The sequence below is a fragment of the Fusibacter ferrireducens genome, assembly GCF_015352425.1.
GTDB lineage: Bacteria > Bacillota > Clostridia > Peptostreptococcales > Acidaminobacteraceae > Fusibacter_A > Fusibacter_A ferrireducens.
In genome coordinates this window covers 76019-98685 of sequence record NZ_JADKNH010000013.1, presented here as the reverse complement: position 1 = coordinate 98685, position 22667 = coordinate 76019, and the positions used below count along the sequence as shown (strand labels likewise).

Sequence of the window (22667 nt, the reverse complement as noted above, 5' to 3'; positions counted from 1 at the left end):
TGCTGGACAGATGAAAGGCACTTTATCAAAACGAAATACAAAGTATAAGTTGACCAATTTAAAGGGCGACTCAAGTCATAAAGTCATCTTTTGGACAATGGTCATGCTTGCTTGGCCAACCATAGTGGAGTACTTCTTGGAGACCATCGTTCAATATGTGGATACTGCTATGGTGGGTCAAGTCAGTGCAGAGGCTTCTGCAGTGGTTGGTCTGAGCACTTCTCTAAATTGGCTTGTGAATAGCCCCTTATTTGCAGTGGGGATTGGTTTTTTAGCGATGGTTGCAAAAGCCACAGGAGATGATGACCCTAAAGCTATAAAACGCGCGGCAGATCAAGCCATCTTGCTTGTTATTGGCCTCAGTGTTGCCGAAGGTATCTTGGCAATTGCAATGAGTCCTTTTATTCCGAAGTGGATGGGTGCTGATAAACTGATTTGGCAGGATGCATCGATCTATTTTGCCGTTATTTGCATGCCGATGATCTTCCGGGCATCTATTATCATCTTTGGAAGTTTACTGCGGGCAACAGGTGATACGAAAACGCCCTTGAAAATCAATTTGCTTGTGAACGGCACGAATGTATTATTAAATTTGCTGTTCATTTATCCTTCACGCACAATTTATATAGTGGATCAACCTGTAAAAATATGGGGTTTAGGCTTAGGCACATTTGGAGCTGGCCTAGCAACTGCCATAGCATTTGTCATAGGCGGTGGACTCATGTGGCGTGCTTTTAGTCAAAATGCTTCGTTACATCAGGGATTGAAGCACATTAAGTTTGAAAAGGACACAATGATCAAAGGACTTAAAATTAGCCTGCCCATTGCATTAAACAAAACAGTGACCAGTTTAGGCTATGTGGTTTTTTCCGGTCTTGTGAGCAGTATGGGCACCTTTATTTTTGCAGCGCATACCATTGCAATCGTTGCAGAATCCATTTTTTATGTCCCGGGTTACGGCATGCAGGCGGCAACCTCTACGATGATTGGGTATACATTAGGCAAAAGAGACTGGCAGCTCTATATGAGGACGGTATTGTTAAATGTCATGTTTATTGCTGTTTTGATGATGCCAGCAAGTCTGTTGCTCTATAAATTTGCAGTGCCAATTATGCATTTTTTTACTCAAGAGGCGGCTGTAATTGCTCTCGGGGCTAAAGTGCTTAGGTATGTTGCTTTTTCAGAACCTTTCTTTGGTGTGTCCATAATACTGGAAGGTGTGTACAATGGCCTTGGCAAAACGACGTATCCTTTTGCTGTCGAAACGACTTCCATGTGGTTGATTCGCATTGTAGGTGTAATTATCATATTGCATTTGCCTGGAGCAACGCTCACAAAGGTTTGGCTTTACATGATTGCAGATAATCTTGTGAAGACGATTCTGTTCGGCTGGGGGATATTTCATTTTAAAAATAGGATGCGCTTATTCGAAAAGGCACTGGCGACTCACAGCTGAGCTCATAAATGCGCTTATGATTGCGAACGCCCTATATTTATAATAAAATAGTACATAATCGTGAGGAGATCAGAATGAAATTAGATGCTGAAAATACAATTCCCTTATATCAACAATTAAAGGATGTTATAAAAAATGCCATCATTGAACAGTCCTATAAGCAAGGGGAGAAAATTCCCACAGAAATCGAACTCAGTGAAAGATATGGCGTGAGTCGTATCACTGTGAGAAAAGCGATTAATGAGCTCAGCGAGGAAGGTTTCTTGGTTAAAAAACAGGGCAAAGGCACCTTTGTGAAGAGCAAAAAATTGTATCGCAAAATCGAACATCTGGTGAGTTTCAGTGATGCATGTGAAGAGAACAGCATGAAACCGTTTGCAGTGGTGTTGAGCAAGCAAGTGGTCTTTCTAGATAAGAGCACGGCTGAGAGCTTTAATATGCCTCTGGGCACAAAAATGATAGAAATCAAGCGCCTCAGAAAGGCGGATACAGTGCCCATTATGTTGGAAATCAACTATTTTGAATATGAAAAGTTTCAATTTTTGCTAGAAGAGAATCTTGAGTCTTCATTGTATCAGTTGCTTGAAGAAAAGTATAACATCGTTATCAATGCAACCAAGGATACGTATCTTGATGTTATAAAAGCCGATACCAAGCTGTCAAATCTTTTGGAGATTGGATGTGGAGAGCCTATTTTTAGCGTTCATGCGCAGGTTTATGATCGAGAAGATGAGCGTGTTCATTTTGCAAAGGAATATATTGTCTGTGAGCGGTATAGATATGCACTGACAGATTATTATATTGATAAGAGTAAATAGATGTGTTTGTGTACAGAATTTTGATGAATAATGATTTCAGTGAAGTGGCCATGATGTGGCATATACATCATGAGCCATTTTTTATATTGCCAGCGGATTATAGATTGATCTCGGTAGTGATGGAGCCAGTTTTAATCGTGACAATGGGACAAAAATATGAATAAAAAGATATAAAATACATTGCTTTTTTTAAAAATATGTTATAATTGACATAACGTTATGTATCGTTATGTCAAATAAAGATGCAAAATGTACTATGGAAATACTTTTGGGGATGAAAAAACTGAAGAGGAGAAAAAAATGAAAAAGAGAATTTTTGCTTTACTTTTAGTAAGTATAATGGTTTTAAGTTTATTGGCAGGATGTGCTTCTAAAGCAGAAACACCTGAGACAAGTGGTACTGAGAAGAAAGTCTTTAGGGTGGGTATGGAATGCAGCTATGCACCTTTTAACTGGACACAAAAAGATGATTCCAATGGTGCTGTGCCGATTATGGATTCATCTGATTACGCTTATGGGTACGATGTTGAAATGGCGAAACGGATTGCAGAGGCAAATGGTTGGGCGCTTGAAGTGTACAAAATAGACTGGGATGGATTGATTCTCGCTTTAAATGCCAACAAAATTGATGCGATCATCGCTGGCATGGGTGTGACGGAAGAAAGACAAAAAAGCGTGGATTTTTCAGAGTATTATTGGTCTGGCGACATGGTAATGATTGTTAATGTGGATAGTCCGTATGCAAGTGCGACGAGTCTTGAAGATTTTAGAGGCACTAAAGTAACCAGCCAGTTGAATACAGTTTGGATGGACTTAATACCTCAAATTCCTGAAGTAGACGAGAAACCAGGACTTGGCGGCAATTCAGAAATCCTTGTAGCAGTGCGTTCTGGCAAGTTAGACGGTACGATTTTAGGTGAAACAGAAGCTTATTCGGCAGTACTTGCGAATCCTGACTTGGCCGTTGTTAAATTTGAAGAGGGCAAAGGATTTGATTATAGTAAAGGAGAAGCTTCAAATGCAGTCGCTGTTAGAAAAGGGGATTCAGAAACATTAGAGGCCATTAACAAAGTGCTTTCTTCATTCTCTGCTGAAGACAGATCTGCCTTGATGGAGAAAATTATTAAAATGCAACCCATTTTAGAGTAATAGCGGACAGAGAATAGAGGAGTTTTAATATGAGTAGCATACCTGAAAGTTTTTTTGGTTGGGTTGCGTTAATTTTTAATGAATACGGGGGCATGTTTTTAAGAGGTACAGGGGCAACCCTATTTATTGCGGCCTTAGGAACGATTTTTGGCTGTTTAATCGGGTTCGTTGTCGGTATTATTCAGGGAACCCCCATAGAAAAGGGTACTCATTTTGGAAAGAAGTTTTTGATTAAATGCTCACAGATTTTTGTGAGCATTTATGTAGAGATCTTTAGAGGGACACCGATGATGGTACAGGCAATGGTTATTTACTATGGGAGCATGCAAGTACTGGGGTGGAACATGGTACCGATATACGCAGGCGTTTTGATTTTAAGCCTAAATACTGGGGCTTATATGTCAGAATCCGTTAGAGGTGGCATTGTATCAATAGACCTCGGTCAAACAGAGGGCGCTAAAGCTATTGGCATGACACATTTTCAAACGATGATCTATGTGATTTTACCACAGGCTTTTAGAAACTTGATTCCACAGATTGGCAACGGCTTTGTTTCAGCCATTAAAGATACGTCGGTTTTAAATGTTATTTCTGTTACGGAACTTTACTTTATGGGACGAACAGCATGTGGCACCTATTTTAGATATTTTGAAGTGTTCTTCATCATCTCTCTCATCTATCTAATGCTGACTTTTGTAACATCGAGATTGCTTCGTATTCTTGAAAGAAAATTAGATGGCGACAACAATTATGATTTAATACACGATGCGGATTTAGGAGAGATATAATGGTTGATTTACAAAATGTGACCTTACGTGTGGAACACTTGGGTAAAACTTTCGGCAATCATGAGGTTTTAAAAGATATAGACTTTTGTGTTCAAAAGGGCGAAGTCATCAGTGTGATAGGTGCATCCGGTTCTGGTAAGTCCACGTTGCTTAGATGCATCAATATGCTTGAAACCCCAACAAGTGGACATGTCTTTTATCATGGCAAAGTTATTGAGAACAAACCCAAAGAAATTTCTCTATATCGCGCCAATGTGGGTATGGTTTTTCAATCCTTTAATCTCTTTGCAAATATGAAAGTGCTTAAAAACTGCATGGTTGGCGCTGAAAAGGTAAGGAAGAAAAGTGAAAGCGAAGCGAAACAGCTTGCCATGACTTTTTTGAAAAAAGTCGGCATGGGTGCTTATATCAATGCAAGACCCCATCAGCTTTCAGGTGGTCAAAAGCAACGTGTGGCCATTGCAAGAGCACTTGCAATGGAACCCGATGTGTTGTTGTTCGACGAACCCACCAGTGCGCTTGATCCTGAAATGGTGGGCGAGGTACTTGAAGTTATCAAGCAATTGGCAAATGAGGGTTTGACGATGGTTATTGTCACTCATGAAATGGCATTTGCAAGAGATGTTTCCACAAGAGTCGTCTTTATGGACAAAGGCGTAATTGAAGAGGAAGGATCACCAGAGCAGATCTTTGGTCATCCGAAAAGTGAAAGGACAAAAGCGTTTTTAAGTCGTTTTACCAGTCAGTAATAATAAAATGGAGAATAAACATGTTAAAATTTGACGAAAAGAAACAACGTGATAGTATTAATGGTGCTTTAAATTTACGCCATGAAATCAACAAAATTGCTGATCAACTACATGCAGAGGGTTATAAAAATATTTGCTGGTTGGGTATTGGAGGCACATATGCTTCTTGCATGCAAGTTGTGACGCACATGAAGGAAAAGACAGCGCTGGAGACCTTCGTAGAGAATGCAGCAGAATACTGCACCACTGGCAACCATCGCATTGGCAAAGGGACCATTGTGGTCATTTCTTCGGTGACAGGCAGCACGTCAGAAGTGATAGATGGGGTTAGAAAAGCCCAAGCAAATGGTGCTGTAGTGATTGGTTTCGTCGATGTGATCACGACAGAGCTTGCACAAATGGTCGATTATGAAATCGCTTATCCAATGAATGAACAACTCAAATTCTTTATGCTTGCGGATCGTTTTATGTATTTAGCAGGTGAATTTCCAAGATATGATGCACTTTACAAGGAGATGGAGGCTCATTTAGCAGATGCCCTCATTGAAACCGAAAAAGAGGCGGATGCCTTTGGTCTTGCCTTTGCCGAGAAACACAAAGACGATAGGATGCATTACTTTGTGGGTGCAGGCAACCAATGGGGGGCAACGTACTCGTATGCAATGTGTTATTGGGAAGAGCAACACTGGATTCCAACAAAATCAATTCATGCTGCTGAGTTTTTTCACGGAATGTTTGAAATCATTGAAAGAGATACGCCGGTGACGGTATTTGTCACTGAAGATTCACAGCGTGTACTCGGAGAACGCGTGGCTCAGTTTTTACCTCGTATTTGCGGCAATTATACGATTATAGATACAGCTGAATATGCTCTAGACGGTTTTTCAAAAGAGTTCAGAGGCGATATTTCACATTTAGTGATCCGCGTAATTACGAACCGCATTGATATGCATCTTGAAAATATCAATTGCCACCCTATGGAGATCAGAAGATACTATCGAAAATTAGAATATTAAGCGTGTGAAAAAAATATAAAGCGTTGAAAAAGGCTTTATATTTCGAAGATAAAATGTAAGAATAAAGCAAATATAGAATAATAAAGATTCAATGTGTATTTTTATAGAGGGATCTCAATGTGTACTCTACTATTTTAGGGATGTCATCAGCAGAATCTGAATGTTTTTTAATGGTGTCTATAATATCATCTTCAGTTTCTTTTAAAGTGGTTATCAGCGTAGACCTAAAGACCGTTCTCTGAAAATCAGTGGCATAGTCTGAAATACATTTATTGATTTCTGTAATTAAAGGGGAAAGCAATTTTCGACTGGGGTAAGAATCCGATTTCCAGTGTCTAACTCGACTGGGGCATCGATCAAGGCGTTCGGCAATGTAATCGTTTTCAATATCAAACTCTTCAAAAATCAGTCTGAGAACGAGATGGAAGGGCTGATTTTTCATATGTAACCTCCATAAACAAGTGAAGTGTATCCGCAGAGAATTGTATATCAGCAATAACTTTAACGTTTAAGTAAACTATATCATATTTTTAATTTTCTTGTCAATTGTTCTAATTGACTATGGTATAATAATGGCATTACAGCTTAAGGAAGTGATTTGAAAATGCCAACAAAGGGCTTCAGCCATAAAAAACCCACCATTAAAGATATTGCGAAGTTAGTTGGTGTGTCTCATGTGGCGGTTTCAAAAGCATTGAAGGATGCACCTGATATTTCAAGTGCATTAAAAGAAAAAGTAAACCGTGTTGCGAGTGAGATAGGTTATATGCCCAATGCTTCTGCAAGCTATTTATCTTCCAAAAATACAGCGCACAACATAGGCATGATTGTACCTTCACTTGGGGCAGATACTGCTTATGATGAAGCATTCAAGGCGATATCTGAAGCTGCAGCTTTTAAAAATCATTCGATTCTTTTAGGTGTTTCGGATCGCAATAGGGATCTTGAAAGGCAGTACTGTAGAATTATGTGTGAGAATAGAGTGGGGGCGCTTATCATTTCACCGATTTCAAGTGAAATTGAAGACATCAAGCAAATTTGTGCTCAAACCGTGCCACTTATTTTTATTGGCGGGAAAGTGGACTCAAAAGAGCAGCATTGTGTTCATTTAAATTATTCAAAAAGCGCGGCATTAGCCGTCGATTATTTATACGCATTAGGTCATCGAGATATTTTTTTGTTTTTATATCATCCCATGAATAAAACGATCATGCAAAAAAAAGAGGGTTATGAGAAAGCCATGCGCGCAAGAAACCTCACACCGACAGTCTATTTGGAAGGAGAAAGCGCGGATACGTATACTGCGGGTTGTGTTTTGACAGAGTCTCTTATAAAATCAGGCAACTTACCCACTGCGATTTGGTGTGCCAGCGATCTCATGGCAATTGGCGTTATGGATACCCTTAAATTGAATCATTTCAAAATTCCTGAGGATATTTCGGTGATGGGACACGATAATTTACCTTTCAGTAAATTCTCCGCTTACCAGCTGACGACATTTGACGTGCCAAAGAAAGCGCTTGGAGAGGCAGCTGTGAATATGGCGCTTACAATTATGGAGAATGGTGATGATGAAGAGCGTATTCATGTTTCATTGGAAGCCCTACTGATTAAGCGAGGGTCCACTGGGAAGGCTCCTGTGAAAATAAGAGACAAAGGTAACGAGATCTGAAAAAGCATGACAAAGCATGACAGCGGTTAGTAGCCAATCACACCGGCAAGAATAATGAAAACAGTGCCAATGAGAATATAAGCACCTAGAAATGGTAAATAGAATTTGATCCAACGGTTGTACGGGATATTGGCAACAGCGAGAACGCCCATCAAAGTCGTAGAGAGTGGAGAAGTAATGTTGGTGAGACCGTCACCCAGTTGGAAAGCGAACACCAGACTTTGGCGTGTCAATCCAAGGATGTCAGAGAGTGGGGTGAGAATCGGCATGACCAACGCGGCTTGCCCTGATCCAGAAGTAATTAATAAATTTAGGATGCAATTTGAGTAGAATACCCCTAAAAGTTGAATCCAATGAGGCAAAAATTGGATGTTTTCAATCAAAGCGTGAGCAAGTGTGTCCAATATTTGTCCTTCTGTAAGAATTGTTCGCGTCGTGGCAGCAAGGCCAATAATCATAATACCTTTGGTCATTTTTTTAAAACCACTTACATAACATTCGCTGATTTTTGTGCTGTCATAGCCCATGGATAAACCGGCTATAACGCCAAAGATCATAAAGGCGGTGGCAATCTGCGGAATACCCCATTGCCACGTCGAGACACCGATCATTACAATTGCCCAAAAGATGCAAAAGGCAAAGAGGGTCCTTTTTTGCTGAGCAGTGAGTACGCGTTCAACATTTATTGTAGAGCTATTTATAGAACCTATTAAGTGAGCTTCCTGTATGTCCAGGCTCGCTTTTTTTGCGTGTTGGATAAGGCGTAGAGATGTGGTCAGCAATAGGACAATCCATAATAGCCATCTCAAAGAGCTTCCAGAAAACATGGGAATTTCTGCTATCGTTTGAGCAATGCCTACTGAAAAGGGATTGAACATACCCGCGGCAAAGCCGAGATTAGTCCCCATTAGGATCATAGACATACCCGTTAAATCATCTAAAGAGAGCATTTTTGAAACGGCAAGCCCTATGGGAACAAAAATAATTGAGGCTGTGGTTAAGCCCATAGAAAAACCGATAATTGAGAAAAATGTAAGAAAAAATGGAATCACAAAAAAACGCTTTGCCTTAAGTGAGGCAATTAACTGATAACTGATGACTTCTATGCACGCGCTGGTCAAAAAAACTTCAAATGCGCCGCCAATAATGAGGACGAAGAAAATCATCTGCGCAACGCTTGGCGTGATAAGTGTGTTGAAAATGTAAATTGGAATTTTCCAAGGGGGAACAGGAGGCATATTTGTATAGTGGAAACTATTTGGGACAACACGTGTTTGACTCGTTGAAATATCCTTTAAACGTTCATATTGGCCTGAGGGCACTAAAAAAGTCAGAAGACACGCGAAGAGTATGATATAGATGAGGATCACAAAAATATGCGGCCATTTTTTTATTTTCATATGAGGTCTATCCTTTTCAATATTTGTGTTGAGATCGAAAGTGCACGGATGATGCAAAAAACTGATAGATGTAAAGTACTGATAATAGTATACAGAAAAGTATTCACATAGACAAATAAAAGCGTGTTCGATAACGCACAAAATCGCACAAAAACACACGGCTTGAACCGTTGTTGTTTAATACCTTGTTTGATATCATATGGTGATATGACATATGTTAGTCGCGAAAAACCAACTCATTTTAAAGGGGGTTGAGTTGACGTGAAATTTGGGTCTAAATAATAAAAGGAGAAAGGGTCAATGAAAAGAATATGGTCAGTAATGTTAATCGTCGTGCTCATGGTAATCATGATTACACCAGTTTATGCAGATGTGCCCGTTCAAGACGACTTGATTGGACATTGGTCAGAGCAGATTATGAGGGAATGGATTGAGGCAGGTCTCGTTTCAGGATATGAAGGAGATCACTACAAACCCAATGCCGCAATAACGCGTGCTGAATTTTGTACACTGCTCAATAATGTTGTTGGCTTAACGCCATCCTATAATGCCATTGCATTTAAAGATGTTTCGCCTTCGGATTGGTTTTATCAAACCATAAAGAATGCAGCGGGCAATGGGTTGATCTCTGGATATGAAGATGGTTTATTCTATCCAAACAAACCTATAAAAAGGGAAGAAGCTGCTGTCATTGTGGAAAAGATTTTATCTCAAAACACGGCATTTCATCCCGCTTCATTAAATGATTTTAAAGATTACAGTGAAATCAGCGCCTGGTCAAGAGAAGCAATGGGTGTATTGGTGGCTAAGGGGTATCTCTCTGGCTATCCAGATGCCACTTTAAGAGCGCAGCAAAGTATTACACGTGGTGAAGTAGTGGCAATGCTTGATAAAATCTTTGGCGAAATTTTTAATGTTGAAGGTATTTATAAAGGCGAGAAGGGGTCATCTTATGGAAATGTCACCATAGCATCCTCAGCAGTGACGCTTGAAGATATGGTGGTTAAAGGTGATCTCTACATAGCTGAAAGCGTTGGCAATGGCGATGTGACGTTAAATAATGTAACTGTTGAAGGGGACATCATCGTAAAAGGCGGTGGCGAGCATTCCATTCATTTTAACAACATCAATGTCTTAGGGGCCTTGGTGGTTAAAAAAGCAGATAATAAGATTAGAATCGTCGCATCGGGCACAACACGTGTCAATGTCACTTATTTAGCTTCTGGCGCACTTTTAGTGGAAGATGAATTGGCTGCGGAAGGATTTAATAATGTCATTTTAGATGCTAAAACACTAGAGGGGCTAGAAGTTGAACTCGTGGGGACTTTTAACACTGTGGAGGCACTTACAGAGGGTTTTAAAATCAATTTATCTGAGAAGTCGATTATCCAACAATTAAATGTGAATGATAAAGCGAAGGGATTCGACATTGCCGGTAAAGGGATAATAAAAGCTGCCAGTATTAATGCTGATAATAGCCACATCAATGCAAACGTGGAAAAAATGTCAGTGGGGGAAAATGTAAAAGAAGTCACTGCAAATGGAAAATCAATAGCAGCAGGTACGAACACGAATAATGCACAAACTGGTGGCGCCACAGGTGGTGTGCCGGGAGGCGCAACTGGACCTAGTTCAGGCGGTGACTCGTCTTCTAATGATTCAAAGGATGACTCAAAGGATGATGATCAAAAAGATCCAGCGCCTTTAGCGGTCTTAACGCTTTCCAAATCAAGCGTTCAAATGACAACCTCCCAAATGCTTACTGTAACAGCAACTGTTCAGTACACAACCTCTAGTATGGTAAATGCAAATGTCATCTGGGTATCTCAGTCGCCTAAAGCGATTTCAGTGGCAAAGAATGGTTCAGAAATCTCTAATACAGGGTCTCAGATGGTGATTGAAAACCAATTGAAGGCTTTATCCACTACAAGCAGTGCCATAATTACCGTATATGTGGTAAAAGATCCGTTGCTTTCCGATCCGCTTGTGAGCAGTAATGTGATTACATCAAAATACATTTCAGCCAAAGTGTCTGAAGCGACTACAGAAGTCCATACGATCTATTTTGAAGTTGCTGAAGGAGACACTACAAGTGTTCCCCAAAAAGAAGTTATCCATGGTCAAGTTGTGGTGGCACCAGTTGTGCCAACTAAAACAGGATATACTTTTAAAGGCTGGTATTTAGACAATATCCAATATGATTTTTCAAAACCAGTCGAAAAGGATATGACTTTAAAAGCAGTATGGGAAATTGCAACGACTCAATATATTGATAATCGATTTGATACAGGGTATCCACTTGTAAAGATTGATGATAAAGGCTATATTACATTGAGCCTTAAATTGAAAGATACACCTGTGTCTGCTGTAAGAGCATATATTATTGCTGATCCGCGCAACGCGCACTTAACGCCTGATAAAATCGCTGTAATGCATGGTCATACAGGAAACGGCAATCATGTGGCAGAAGTATCTTATAATGGCTATCTCGAAATTAAGGATGCGGCAGTCCATAATATTACGACGACTGCAAAAATCAGAGATGAAAAAGCATTGGTGGCAATCGTTCTTGAAGATCACAATATGACGTCATCAGAACCGACGATTATAGAAATTGAGAAGCCGCTGATAAGTGAATTAGATGAGTACCCACCAACAATGAGTGGAATCTATATCAATGATGCAAAAAATAAAATCTATGTCTACACTTATGATGAACTGGATGGTTCTAAGACTGCAGCAACATCAGATTTTAAACTCACTTATAGAGGAAAACCTATGGCAGTCACCAGTGTTCATGTTTTAGAAGATGCTATAAAATATTATGATGCTGTGGAAATCGGTATCTCTGGATTAGCTTCAGATATTCAAATTTCAGATTTAAGCTTGAGCTATACAGGTACTGGCATCACAGACAAAGCAAAGGTACCAAATGCATTTGAAATGTTCAGTGATGAGAATGTGCAAAGTGCAACGGCTAAGATAACAGATGTATTTGTTTCTCCAGATGTTCAGTTTGTTGGATTTAAAATCAGACCAGGTATAGAAACGGCATATGAAAGTGGTCATGTGTATGATGTCAAAGCCTATTATACGAACAGCTTTGCGAGTATCAGTTCAAGTAATAAATTGACAATTGAAGAGGCCCATTCGAGCTTTAATATGGATGAGATCGATTTTGTTTACAAAATTACAAATGCACCATCCCCTGTGGAAGGCTATAAAATATACATTGTGGCAGAGGTGACAACTTGTGCAAGAGATCGTGTGACCATTAATTCAAGTGCAATCACACCGAAAGTTGTGAATACACCGAGCCTGTTAAGCGCTTCTTACAATGCAAGTAGTCAACGGTTTAATATTGTGTACAATGGTCTGATCCGAGAACATTCGATATCAGGTTGCTTATTCGACATTAAAGTCGTAGACAGCAATAATGCGATTATCGAGACCTCTACACTTGAAGGCAAAGGATATGGCCGTTCAGAGGATGATGGTTCTGGCATCTACCAAAACACATCCATAATCGATTTTCATGGCAACTACTACTATGGGACTTTGCCGACAGTTTCGTCAGGAATGAAGCTCTATATACGCTACAACCCAAAACACAGCGATGGGTATCTAGAGAGTATTTCTGGTCAAGAGTTAAAAACCATTTCGGATTGGGTGGAGGTTACAATTCAATAGTGATTGAAGCGATAGACAGTAGAGCAGGGCAATAGTCACTGCTCTATTGTTTCGTTTAAAAAATAAGACTTGAGCCGAAAGATTTTCTCCGTGGCATCGAGAGATGGCCCGAATGTTATTCCAGCAGGAAATCCATAATATTTTTAACTTTTATTCCAGAAAAATCATTAAAAACGGATTGATCCATGGTCAAAATATATTTTGGATAATTGTCAGGGATGGACTCAAGAGGGCGTAATTCACGTGCTCTTGTTTTTTCGTCTAGAATTGAAGCAGAGACTTGATAATATATTTTTTCATCTACCTTTGTGGCTACAAAATCAACTTCTAATGATCCGATTTTTCCAATAGAGACTTCGTAGCCACGTCTTTTGAGTTCTAGAAAAACGAGGTTTTCTAGGATATGGCCAAAATCTGTATTGCGTAGCCCAGTGAGCTGATTTCTAATGCCCATATCGACGATGTAGTATTTTTCGAGGGTTTTTAAAAACAGTTTACCTTTTAAGTCGTAGCGATTGGCTTTGTAGATGATAAAAGCACTTTCTAACATTTTAAGATAATTATCAATGGTATCGCTGGTTGTCTTTCTACCACTACTAGTGAGGTAATCGCTAATTTTCTTAGTGGAGACGATACTGCCGACATTAGAAGCGATAAATTTTAAGATGCTTTCCAGAAGTGCTGCATCCCTTACACCATTTCTTTCGATGACATCTTTCATCAGTACTGTATTATAAATGCCTTCAAGGAAAGGTCCAATTGTATCTGGATAATCCATCAGTGTGACCACTGTGGGAAGTCCCCCAAATTTAAGGTATTGATCGAAAGACTCTTGAAGATTATCCTTCTGGTCTGCTTCAATAAAATCGAGATACTCTTTAAAAGACAAGGGTTGCATTTTAATTTCAACATAACGACCAGATAATAATGTTGAGAGTTCAGATGATAATAAATAGGCATTAGAACCTGTAATATAGAGGTCTACATTGGCGTCCACAAGCAAAGCATTGATGGCCTTTTCCCAAGATGAAACTTGTTGGACTTCATCTAGAAGAATATAATGTTTCTCGGTGTTGTTTTTAAGGCGCTTTTGTATATAAGCATGAAGTTCTTTGTAGTCAGAGATTTCATCGAAATCAAAGGATTCAAAGTTCATACGAATAATATGATCTTTCAGAATACCATTTTCAAATAAATAATTTTCAAATAGAGAAAGTAGAGTTGATTTACCACAACGTCTGATTCCAGTTATGACTTTTATGAGTGGCTTATCTTTATAATGGATAAGTTGTGTGAGATAAAGCTTTCGGTCCTTCATGATATCACTCCCCTTTATAAAGATTATAAACATAAAAAGGCACATATTCAATAGTTTTTAGATTATACTTGAAAAACTATTGAATAATATACAAAAATAGAATATAACATGAAAATTGCTGAATAAACTTGTTGATTGATCATTCCGTTGTGCAGTTCCGTTGTGTACCACGTACACAACGGGAACTACACAATTTTCAAGTATAAATTAGTATGAAAATATGATACGATAAGGGCATATAAATGTGAAATTTTAAGCTGAGGGATCATAAAATGCAAGATGATGTTTTAATTCAAATAAGGGCAATAGCGATCAAATATAAAGTCGAAAGTGTTTTGTTGTTCGGGTCTCGTGCAAGGGGAGATCATTCCGATACCAGTGACTATGACATTGCAATCTTTGGAAAACATTTATCACTGGTAGATCAAATGCTTTTGCGTGGAGAGATAGAGGATATTCATACACTTAAGAAAATAGATATCGTATTTGTAAGCGAAGATTTGAACGAGACGTTTATGGAAAATATTAAAAAAGAGGGTGTTGTTATATATGGGTAAGCTGGAAGCCAAGAGAGTCAATTTTAAAAATGCAGTGAATCGATTGAGAGAAGCAGTTGCAGAATTTAAGCAAGAAGGCGCTAGTGATGTCGTTCGAGACGGCTTAATTCAGAGATTTGAATTTACATATGAGCTCTCTTGGAAAACCACAAAAGCCTATCTTGAAGATATGGGCATTGTGGATAAAAATTCTCCCAAAGCTGTTATTAAAGAAGCGTATGCTCAAAAGTTGATTGTCAATGAAACAAATTGGTTGCTCATGCTGACCGATAGAAATATGACTTCTCATGTTTACAGAGAAGAAATGGCAGAAGAGATTGCAGAAAGAATAACGACTTGTTATCTTAAAGAGTTTGAGATGCTTTTGGAGAAGTTATGCCAGGCGTTTGACGGTCGATAAGATTTAGATTATAATCAAGGCGATAAAACAAGATGAGGTAGGCGCAATGGATGTAAGATGGAAACAGAGATTTGACAGTTATAAAAAAGCACTTTCTCAACTTAAAGAGGCGATTGAACTCATGTCTCAAAGGCCTTTATCCAATCTTGAGAAGCAAGGGGTTGTTCAGGCTTTTGAGTTTACGCATGAATTATCTTGGAATTTGATGAAGGATTTCTTAGAAGATAGAGGCAATACAGGCATATATGGCTCTAGAGACGTGACGAGACAAGCCTTTAAATATGAGCTCATTGTAGAGGGTGACATCTGGATGAATATGATCAAGAGCCGTAACTTGACGAGCCACACTTATGATGAAACGACTGTCGATGAAATCATAAGACTCGTAAGTAAACAGTACTTAAGGGCTTTTATTGAATTAGAAGATACTTTTTTAGATTTAATGGATTCGGAGTGAGAGATGTACGGATTAAAAGATAGCGACTTATTAAAGATGCAACAGGTATTTGTCCAGTTTTCTGAAATAGATGCCGTTATTTTGTATGGCTCCAGGGCGAAGGGGAACTTTAGAAATGGTTCTGATATTGATATCACTTTGTTGGGAAATGAGGTTGATATCCATACTTTGTTAAAAATAATGACAGCATTAGATGCTTTAGATTTACCCTATGAATTTGATGTCTCTATTTATAAAAACATTGAAAACACAGAACTCAAAGCACACATTGATAGAGTGGGGATTAGACTCTACAACGCGACTTAAAGTTAGCAAAAAAACACAACAAGGGGCTTAGTATGAACAATATGAACCTTTTTGATAAAATACCTGAAAATCTATTTTCAATTTTAGCATCCAAGAACAAGGGCATTTATATAGATGCTCTTTTTGTCGTTAAAGAGAGCTTTAAATATGAGCTCAATGTGACGAGAAGCGATTTGAATGCGTTGTTGATTTCCAAATTGGAAGATGAAATTTATGAAATAGAGCCCACCGAGGATGAAGATGCCTTTGTTAAAAATTCAGATCTGTCTGCAAAGGCCAATTATATCATCCGAAAACTCCTGGAGACGAAATGGCTGAGGGCAGAATTTAGAGGGGCAGATTTTGAAAACATCATAGAACTGCCGGATTACTCAAAGCAAATATTGGATACATTAGAGGCGATATTAACGGAGAAAACCACAGAATATAACGGTCTGGTGGTATCGACATACAACAATTTAACCGCTGCAGATAGATCACCAGAAGAGTATGCCTTTCAAGCGCTTGGGCGTGCACTTTCGGATACAAAAATGCTGATTGAACTCTTAAAATCGCTATATCAAAATATAGGCCGTTATCATCAGCTTGCCATTGAAATGACAGATGTCAATGAGATTTTGAAGTCGCATTTCGATGATTTTCAAGAGACAGTGGTGTCGAAATTCTTGCATCCCTTTAAAACCTTTGACTCAGTGCCGAGATTTAAAGGGCCTATTCTAAATATTCTCAATAAGTGGTACAGCGATGAGACCATGCTGGATGTTTTAAGCAAACAGGCCTTAGCTTACAAAACCGTCAAGACAGCCGAAGAAGCTCATGAAATGGTGGTCAGTATGATTTCAGAAATCATGAGCTGTTTTGACAGCCTTCCTGAAATCGTGCATGAAATTGATATGAGACATAATGCCTATACGGGTGCTTCCATAGAAAAAATTCAGTATCTGCTCAATCGAGATCAATCCGTAAAAGGGAATCTAGTCACCTTAATCAAAGGGTTAAAGGCAGAAAACATTGAAAATGAAACGGTTCACACAGGCATTAATGCTTATAGACAGAGCTATATCACACAGGATTCACTCTATGCGCGCTCTAAAATCGTCAAGTCGAAAGTGATGCATTCAAAGCCTGTTAGAAGGGTAGAAGTAACTTCTATTGAAAAAGCCACCGATGGGTTTATGACAAAATTGAAAGAGACTTACAGTAAAGAGGCTGTGGTAAAAGAAATTTTAGCCTTTTTAGAAGAGGGCAAAACAACTTCAGAGGACTTGCCACTTGAAACAGATAGAGATTTTTCAAGGCTGATGTTGGCGTCAATCATCGGTATGCAGAGCAAACCGCCATATCTTGTCAAATTTTATGAACGGCGTGTATCAACAAAGCAGTATGATGTGCCAATGATTCAGTTTTCAAAGAAAGGAGATGTTTTATGAGGGAATGGGTTATTCAATACGAACGATTTAACCAAACCGAAAAATTGCTTTTCAAAAGACTTGTAAATATGCTCCTTGCAAAGACTTTTATCATAAGAGATGAATATGAGGCTGCCACTGGACGCTTAAAGGTACACGCCGATTATCGCTTTATCGAACGGACTTTTGAAGTTTTTAGTGGCTATCTCGAACTCGCAGGGTGGACACTTCATCGAGACAATACGTATGGGGTCATCTATCTAAACAGTCAACACGATTACAACAAGGTTCAGCTCAATAAATTTACGACTTTAATGCTGCTCACCTTGAGATTGATCTATGAAGAGCGCAGAGAAGAGGTCAGTCTTAGGAATGAGATTTTTTTCGAAACACATGAGATGATCCTTAAAATGCAAGTCCTTGGCATCTTGGATAAGAAACCGAGCATGAAGGATATTTCAGAAGGTCTTAAACGGTTGAGTCACTTTAACCTCTTAAATAAGATTGAAGGCAAGTGGGATGCACCAGATACCCATTTTTTACTGCTACCATCGATTCTTTTTATCATTCCAAATGATAAAATCAGCATGCTTGCAGCACTTGTTGAATCGTCAAAAGAAGATGAGAGACGGCCCTCAGATCAAGATGAAGATGATGAAAACGAAGCAGAAGATGAGGCGGATGCGTCAGAATTGATGGAGGATCTCCTATGAAATCACTTGAGAAAATGCTGTTGATCAATTGGCATTATTTTAGCCACACGATGGTTGAATTTAAAATGCTCAATTTTTTAACGGGCCAAAATGCGGCGGGTAAATCGACACTTATTGATGCCTTACAAGTGGTCATGCTTGGAGAGACACGTAGCCATATATTTAACAAAGCGGCGAACGATAAATCAGAGCGTACCTTAGTGGGTTATTTAAAAGGTGAGCTTGGGGATGACGGTGGAACAGGCTATCGTTACTTAAGAGAGGGGGATTTTAATGCCTATATCGTATTGGAATTCTATGACCATGCAAAGGGCAGAAGTTTTCTAACCGGGGTCGTGTTTGATGTCTATGGGGATGGCACTCAAAAGCACAGCTTTTTCATCGCCAACGATTGCGCGATACCAGATCACGGCTTTTTAGATAAGGGCATGCCTTTAAATCGAACACAGCTCAAGCAGACTTTAAAGACCCTTTCTCACAACAAATTCAGTTTTTATGAAAGTCAGAATACTTATAGGCAACATTTGATGGCAAAATGCGGGAACATTAAGCATAAGTTTTTCAGCCTCTTTAAGAAAGCTGTGCCCTTTTCGCCCATCAGTGATATCGAAAGTTTTATCACAGAATATATAACGGATATCAAAGGGCGGCCTAATATTGAAGAAATGCAGCAAAATCTCAGATATTATAAGCGACTTGAAAGTGACGCTGAAACGATTCAAAACCGAATTTTGAGACTTGAGACGATTCAAAAATATCACGAGGACTTTCTAAGTAAAAAGAGACTTCAAAAAATACACGAGGTTATCTCAGGGCTTGCAGGCATTAAGGATACCGAGAATCAGTTACGAGCATTTCAAAGAGATTTTAATGAGCATGAACTCAAACTTTCTGAGATTAAAGACCACATCGTGACTTTAAAGATCGAAAAAGAAAAACTGGAATTTCAAAGGGATGAAATTACTGCTGAGAAGCTGAATTCAGATATTCAGAAGAAGCTCAATAGTTTAGAACTTGCGCTTCAACAAGAACAAAAAAGGCTTGCAGAGTATATGATTCAAATTAGAAAGACCATCGATAGAGTCCGCGAGCTGGCAAATGATTACGCTCTATTTTTAAGCGATGAAACCTCCGAAAATATAAAGGTGCAAACGCTCTATTTCTCAGAGCTCACCATAAACACATTGAGCAATGAGACTTTTCAGAGACTAGAGCTTTTAAATCGCCATATTGCATCATGGCTTGAGGCAAACCAAAGACGCCTTTATGAATGTGAACACATGCTGCGTGATTTGGAACAAGAGATTCGCGATTTAACGGCGTCTCTTAGGACTTTGGAAAAAGGGGTTAAGCCATATCCGGAACCTGTGATTAAGTTAATGACAGCTCTAAAAGCATCAGGTCTTAAAGAGGTTGCCATTTTAGCGGATGTGATTGATGTCACTGAGGATAGGTGGAAAAATGCCATAGAGGCTTATTTGCATACTCAGAAATTTTACTTGTTGGTTGAGGATTCAGAATTCGAACACGCACTGGAAATTTACGATGGTCTCAAAAGAAATAATCCAATTTATGGTGTTGGGCTAATCGATCTTGAAAGGATTAGAAAATTGAAGCCTTCTGCTCAACAGGGCAGTTTGGCGTGCTTTGTTACAACAGAGCATTCAGGGGCAAAAGCCTTTATCGATTATGTCCTTGGTGGCGTCATGGCGTGCGATGAAGTCAAAGAGATTAGAAGGCATGCCATTGGCATTACAGACACGTGCATGCTCTACCAAAATTATGTGGCGAGACAGTTGCATCCTGATAGGTGGCGGGTGCCTTACATTGGTCGAAAAGCGATCGAACAACAAATTGAGCTTGTGACGGCAGAGCTGGAAGCTTCTAAGAAAACGAGAAGATCACTTGAAGGTGAGCTTGTGGCTTTAAAGGCTAAATGCAAAATCAAGGCAATGTCTGAGCATGAGATGATCATACATGAGGACAGCCTTTCGAAATTAGACGCTTTTAAGCATTGTCAGCAAAATATCGAAGCACTGAATTTAGAAAAAAGTCAATTGGATTTATCCTATATCATGAAATTGGAAGATCAGCTTAAGACAGTCAAAGTGCAGATCAAGACCTGTGATGATGCCATTAACACAGCACATGGGACTCAAGAGAAACTCATTACAGAGATGCGTTATCTCTCTGACAAAGAAATGCCTCAAGTTGAATCTAAAATCGCACAAAAAAAGGCATTTGTGGATCAGAAAGCATATGATGAGGTCAGAATTGAAGGATTAGAACGTATTGAAAAATTGTTACTGGATCAGCGCCCTGAGCAAATTGAGATCAATTATGCGCGATCTGCTAAAGCCGCTGGAACGGATAAGGACAAATTGTTTGAAAGTTTAACCCGTCAGCGGGAAGAATACAATAGAGTCTTTCATATGTCCCACGATATTCATGAAGAGGACAATGCCGTCTATGCAAATGCTTTAAAACAGCTTGAAGAGACGAATCTGCCGGACTATCTAACTAAGATTAAATCGGCAAAAGAAAAAACGTCGGATCAATTTAGAGATGAGTTTTTAGCCAAACTCAAAGAGAATTTTGATACGGTCTTTACTCAGATTAAAGAACTGAACATGGCGATTAAGGACAGCCCTTTCGGAGCAGACAGTTATCGCTTTGAGGTGAAACCAAAGCCTGAAATGCGCCTTTATTACGATATGATTATGGATGATCTTCTGCTCAAGGATGGTATGAGTATTATGTCCTACGCCTTTAATCAGAAGCATCATGAGGCGATTGAAGAATTGTTTCGAATGATCGTGGACATAGGCGAAGACAGTTCAATGGCAAACCGGTCAATGCTTGAAAAGAACATCCTTTACTATACGGATTATCGCTCTTATTTGAACTTTGATTTGGTGGTAACGGATGAAAATGGCAGTGAGCAACGGCTTTCTAAAACACTTCTGAAAAAATCGGGCGGGGAAACGCAAACGCCGTTCTACCTTTCTGTATTGGCATCGTTTGCTCAAATGTACCGGATTAATCACAGTGGCAGCAACAGTGAGACCATCCGTTTGATCATCTTTGATGAAGCCTTTAGCAAAATGGATCAGCAGAGAATTGAAGAGAGTTTGAAGCTTCTCAGACGGTTTCATTTGCAAGCGATTATATCTGCACCACCCGATAAGATCGTGGACATCACACCACATGTGGATCAAAATCTTTGTGTCTTTAGAGAAAACGATATTTCCTTTGTACAATCGTTTGAACGCAAAGTATTGCTTCAGTTGAGTCAATGATAAAGTTTGAGTCAGTAATTAGAGTTGAGTTGTTAATAAGTTGAGTTGTAATTAAGATCCAAACAGAGGAGGCTGACGCGTGGATTATCAGAAGCTCATTCTCAAAAAATTGTTAGATAAATACGAAAAAAGCAAAGTTTACTCCAATCAGACCACACAATCGAGGCGCATTTTAGCGAAGGTTGCCGAGTTTAAGAAGGTGGATTTTGAGGACTTCGAGCAAAAGTCAGCTTTTTTTGAGGCGCTAGAAGCACTTAAGCAATTAGAGCTTTTAGACTTCAATTGGATGCCATTTGAAGCAGGCAACCTCCTTAAAGAGATTTGGTTAAATCAAGAACTGACGCACATTCAGAGGGCTTATTCGTACATTGGTGTGAAATCGACTTACGGTGCGTTTGAAGAGATGGTTTCTCTGATAACGGCTTATGAGTTTACGGCTTATGAATGGATGGCTCAATTTAAGATGGAACTTTTAGAGAAATTCAATAAGACCGGAAAGTTTGGACAAGTGTTGTTTCCAGATCAAGGGGTAAATCGTAGGCTTATCCAGTGTTTGATTGAGCTGGATAAACTGGCTTATAAGGCGGTTCACGAGCGCGTGTTCAGTGCAAAGGTATTCGGAGATTCCAAGCTGTTTCAAAATGAGATCAAAAGCAGATTAACGGTTTTGATCAAGCGTTATAATGACGTGGAAGAGGGCGAGGATCTAATGAGCTACGTGGGCCTTTTTTCAAATCCCGAGCTGATTTATTTTTGCGGTCCTGTGAAGATTGAATTTCAAAATGGGGTTTTAGAGGGCAGCGTGTTTCAAAACGAAGGCGCGGTTTTGATCGGCACTTATGTTTCTGAAATCATTCAGATCACCGCTGAGCAGAATATTAATTATGTGATCAGTGTGGAAAACAGAGCCACTTATGAACTCATGATTAAGACAAGACCTCAAGAGGTCTTGCTTTTGTATCATGGTGGATTTGCCGGCGAGATCAAAAGGGCTTTTTTTGAATGCATTTTCTCTAATTTTCCAGATGCCGCTTATTATCACTGGTCAGATCTAGATTTAGGTGGAGTGAGGATCTTAAAAGCTTTAAAACAATTGATTCCCGTTGTAAAACCCTTGTTGATGAATGAAACTGTTTTAAACGCTTATCGTGATTTCACAACACCACTCGCGAAAAATTATCACGACAAAATTAAAAACCTGTTACAAAGAGAAGAGGATGCTGATGTCCTAGATATCCTTATGACCCTTGATCGGTATGCTTTGAGACTTGAGCAGGAACATATAGAAGTGAGTGAAGCTTATGCGAGGATTTTTGAAGAGCAATAGAGTTCCGCTCAGGGAGTTCCGCTCCGTACCACGTACGGAGCGGAACTCCCTGAGCGGAAATTAACTTGAAGGTCATTTGAAAAAGGTGTATTATTATAATGTAGATTATAATAATCGTGATTATAATCCTTGAGGAGGTGTCC

20 protein-coding genes are annotated in these 22667 nt (G+C 39.2%); 17 read left to right on the top strand and 3 right to left on the bottom strand.

The features are described 5' to 3' along the window. Window positions 1–10 precede the first annotated feature (10 nt). From ISU02_RS18925 to ISU02_RS18895, 7 genes are all read left to right on the top strand, one after another. Window positions 11–1456: an MATE family efflux transporter gene (locus tag ISU02_RS18925; RefSeq protein ID WP_194703418.1), complete on the top strand. Its 1446-nt coding sequence runs from the start codon at window positions 11–13 to the stop codon at window positions 1454–1456. Window positions 1457–1530: 74 nt separating this feature from the next. Next, window positions 1531–2274 carry a GntR family transcriptional regulator gene (locus tag ISU02_RS18920; RefSeq protein WP_194703417.1) on the top strand — a complete coding sequence of 248 codons (744 nt, stop codon included), beginning with the start codon at window positions 1531–1533 and terminating at the stop codon, window positions 2272–2274. A gap of 2 nt (window positions 2275–2276) precedes the next feature. Next, window positions 2277–2438 (top strand): hypothetical protein, encoded by a 162-nt coding sequence (locus tag ISU02_RS18915; RefSeq protein ID WP_194703416.1) that lies wholly within the window; start codon window positions 2277–2279, stop codon window positions 2436–2438. Window positions 2439–2574: 136 nt separating this feature from the next. Then, window positions 2575–3423, top strand: a complete 849-nt coding sequence (locus ISU02_RS18910) for a transporter substrate-binding domain-containing protein (RefSeq protein WP_194703415.1) — start codon at window positions 2575–2577, stop codon at window positions 3421–3423. 29 nt (window positions 3424–3452) lie between these two features. After that, complete coding sequence (locus tag ISU02_RS18905) at window positions 3453–4211, top strand: amino acid ABC transporter permease (RefSeq protein ID WP_194703414.1); 759 nt, start codon at window positions 3453–3455, stop codon at window positions 4209–4211. Then, window positions 4211–4960 carry an amino acid ABC transporter ATP-binding protein gene (locus ISU02_RS18900; protein ID WP_194703413.1) on the top strand — a complete coding sequence of 250 codons (750 nt, stop codon included), beginning with the start codon at window positions 4211–4213 and terminating at the stop codon, window positions 4958–4960. The genes ISU02_RS18905 and ISU02_RS18900 overlap by 1 nt, the downstream gene beginning before the upstream one ends. A 20-nt stretch (window positions 4961–4980) precedes the next feature. Continuing rightward, entirely contained in the window at window positions 4981–5976 is a 996-nt protein-coding gene (locus ISU02_RS18895; RefSeq protein ID WP_194703412.1) for an SIS domain-containing protein, read from the top strand. Between the two features lie 88 nt (window positions 5977–6064). Here ISU02_RS18895 and ISU02_RS18890 read toward each other — a convergent pair whose 3' ends face one another. Beyond that, window positions 6065–6418, bottom strand: a complete 354-nt coding sequence (locus ISU02_RS18890; protein ID WP_194703411.1) for a hypothetical protein — start codon at window positions 6416–6418, stop codon at window positions 6065–6067. 162 nt (window positions 6419–6580) lie between these two features. Between ISU02_RS18890 and ISU02_RS18885 the strand changes: the two genes are divergently transcribed. Then, window positions 6581–7648: a LacI family DNA-binding transcriptional regulator gene (locus tag ISU02_RS18885; protein ID WP_228727887.1), complete on the top strand. Its 1068-nt coding sequence runs from the start codon at window positions 6581–6583 to the stop codon at window positions 7646–7648. Window positions 7649–7674: 26 nt separating this feature from the next. Here ISU02_RS18885 and ISU02_RS18880 read toward each other — a convergent pair whose 3' ends face one another. Then, window positions 7675–9048, bottom strand: a complete 1374-nt coding sequence (locus tag ISU02_RS18880) for a YfcC family protein (protein ID WP_194703409.1) — start codon at window positions 9046–9048, stop codon at window positions 7675–7677. A 300-nt stretch (window positions 9049–9348) separates the two neighbouring features. On the opposite strand from ISU02_RS18880, the gene ISU02_RS18875 reads away from it, so the two are divergent. Next, window positions 9349–12738, top strand: a complete 3390-nt coding sequence (locus ISU02_RS18875) for an S-layer homology domain-containing protein (protein WP_194703408.1) — start codon at window positions 9349–9351, stop codon at window positions 12736–12738. Between the two features lie 115 nt (window positions 12739–12853). On the opposite strand, the gene ISU02_RS18870 is transcribed toward ISU02_RS18875, so the two are convergent. Continuing rightward, a complete protein-coding gene (locus ISU02_RS18870; RefSeq protein WP_194703407.1) occupies window positions 12854–14056 on the bottom strand; it encodes an ATP-binding protein in 1203 nt (400 codons plus the stop codon). A 272-nt stretch (window positions 14057–14328) separates the two neighbouring features. Here ISU02_RS18870 and ISU02_RS18865 point away from each other — a divergent pair, with 272 nt between their 5' ends. The 8 genes from ISU02_RS18865 (at window position 14329) to ISU02_RS24400 (ending at window position 22524) form a co-directional block, all read left to right on the top strand. Continuing rightward, window positions 14329–14613, top strand: coding sequence for a nucleotidyltransferase domain-containing protein (locus tag ISU02_RS18865; protein ID WP_194703406.1), 285 nt, complete (start codon window positions 14329–14331; stop codon window positions 14611–14613). After that, a complete protein-coding gene (locus ISU02_RS18860) occupies window positions 14606–15013 on the top strand; it encodes a nucleotidyltransferase substrate binding protein (protein WP_194703405.1) in 408 nt (135 codons plus the stop codon). The genes ISU02_RS18865 and ISU02_RS18860 overlap by 8 nt, the downstream gene beginning before the upstream one ends. 46 nt (window positions 15014–15059) lie before the next feature. After that, entirely contained in the window at window positions 15060–15470 is a 411-nt protein-coding gene (locus tag ISU02_RS18855) for a nucleotidyltransferase substrate binding protein (protein WP_194703404.1), read from the top strand. A gap of 3 nt (window positions 15471–15473) precedes the next feature. Then, window positions 15474–15776 carry a nucleotidyltransferase domain-containing protein gene (locus ISU02_RS18850; protein ID WP_194703403.1) on the top strand — a complete coding sequence of 101 codons (303 nt, stop codon included), beginning with the start codon at window positions 15474–15476 and terminating at the stop codon, window positions 15774–15776. A 32-nt stretch (window positions 15777–15808) separates the two neighbouring features. Continuing rightward, window positions 15809–17206 (top strand): Wadjet anti-phage system protein JetA family protein, encoded by a 1398-nt coding sequence (locus ISU02_RS18845; protein WP_194703402.1) that lies wholly within the window; start codon window positions 15809–15811, stop codon window positions 17204–17206. Further along, window positions 17203–17898, top strand: a complete 696-nt coding sequence (locus tag ISU02_RS18840; protein ID WP_194703401.1) for a DUF4194 domain-containing protein — start codon at window positions 17203–17205, stop codon at window positions 17896–17898. Before ISU02_RS18845 ends, ISU02_RS18840 begins: the two co-directional genes overlap by 4 nt. Then, window positions 17895–21197: an ATP-binding protein gene (locus ISU02_RS18835; protein ID WP_194703400.1), complete on the top strand. Its 3303-nt coding sequence runs from the start codon at window positions 17895–17897 to the stop codon at window positions 21195–21197. The genes ISU02_RS18840 and ISU02_RS18835 overlap by 4 nt, the downstream gene beginning before the upstream one ends. 79 nt (window positions 21198–21276) lie before the next feature. Continuing rightward, entirely contained in the window at window positions 21277–22524 is a 1248-nt protein-coding gene (locus ISU02_RS24400; RefSeq protein WP_194703399.1) for a Wadjet anti-phage system protein JetD domain-containing protein, read from the top strand. Window positions 22525–22667 lie beyond the last annotated feature (143 nt).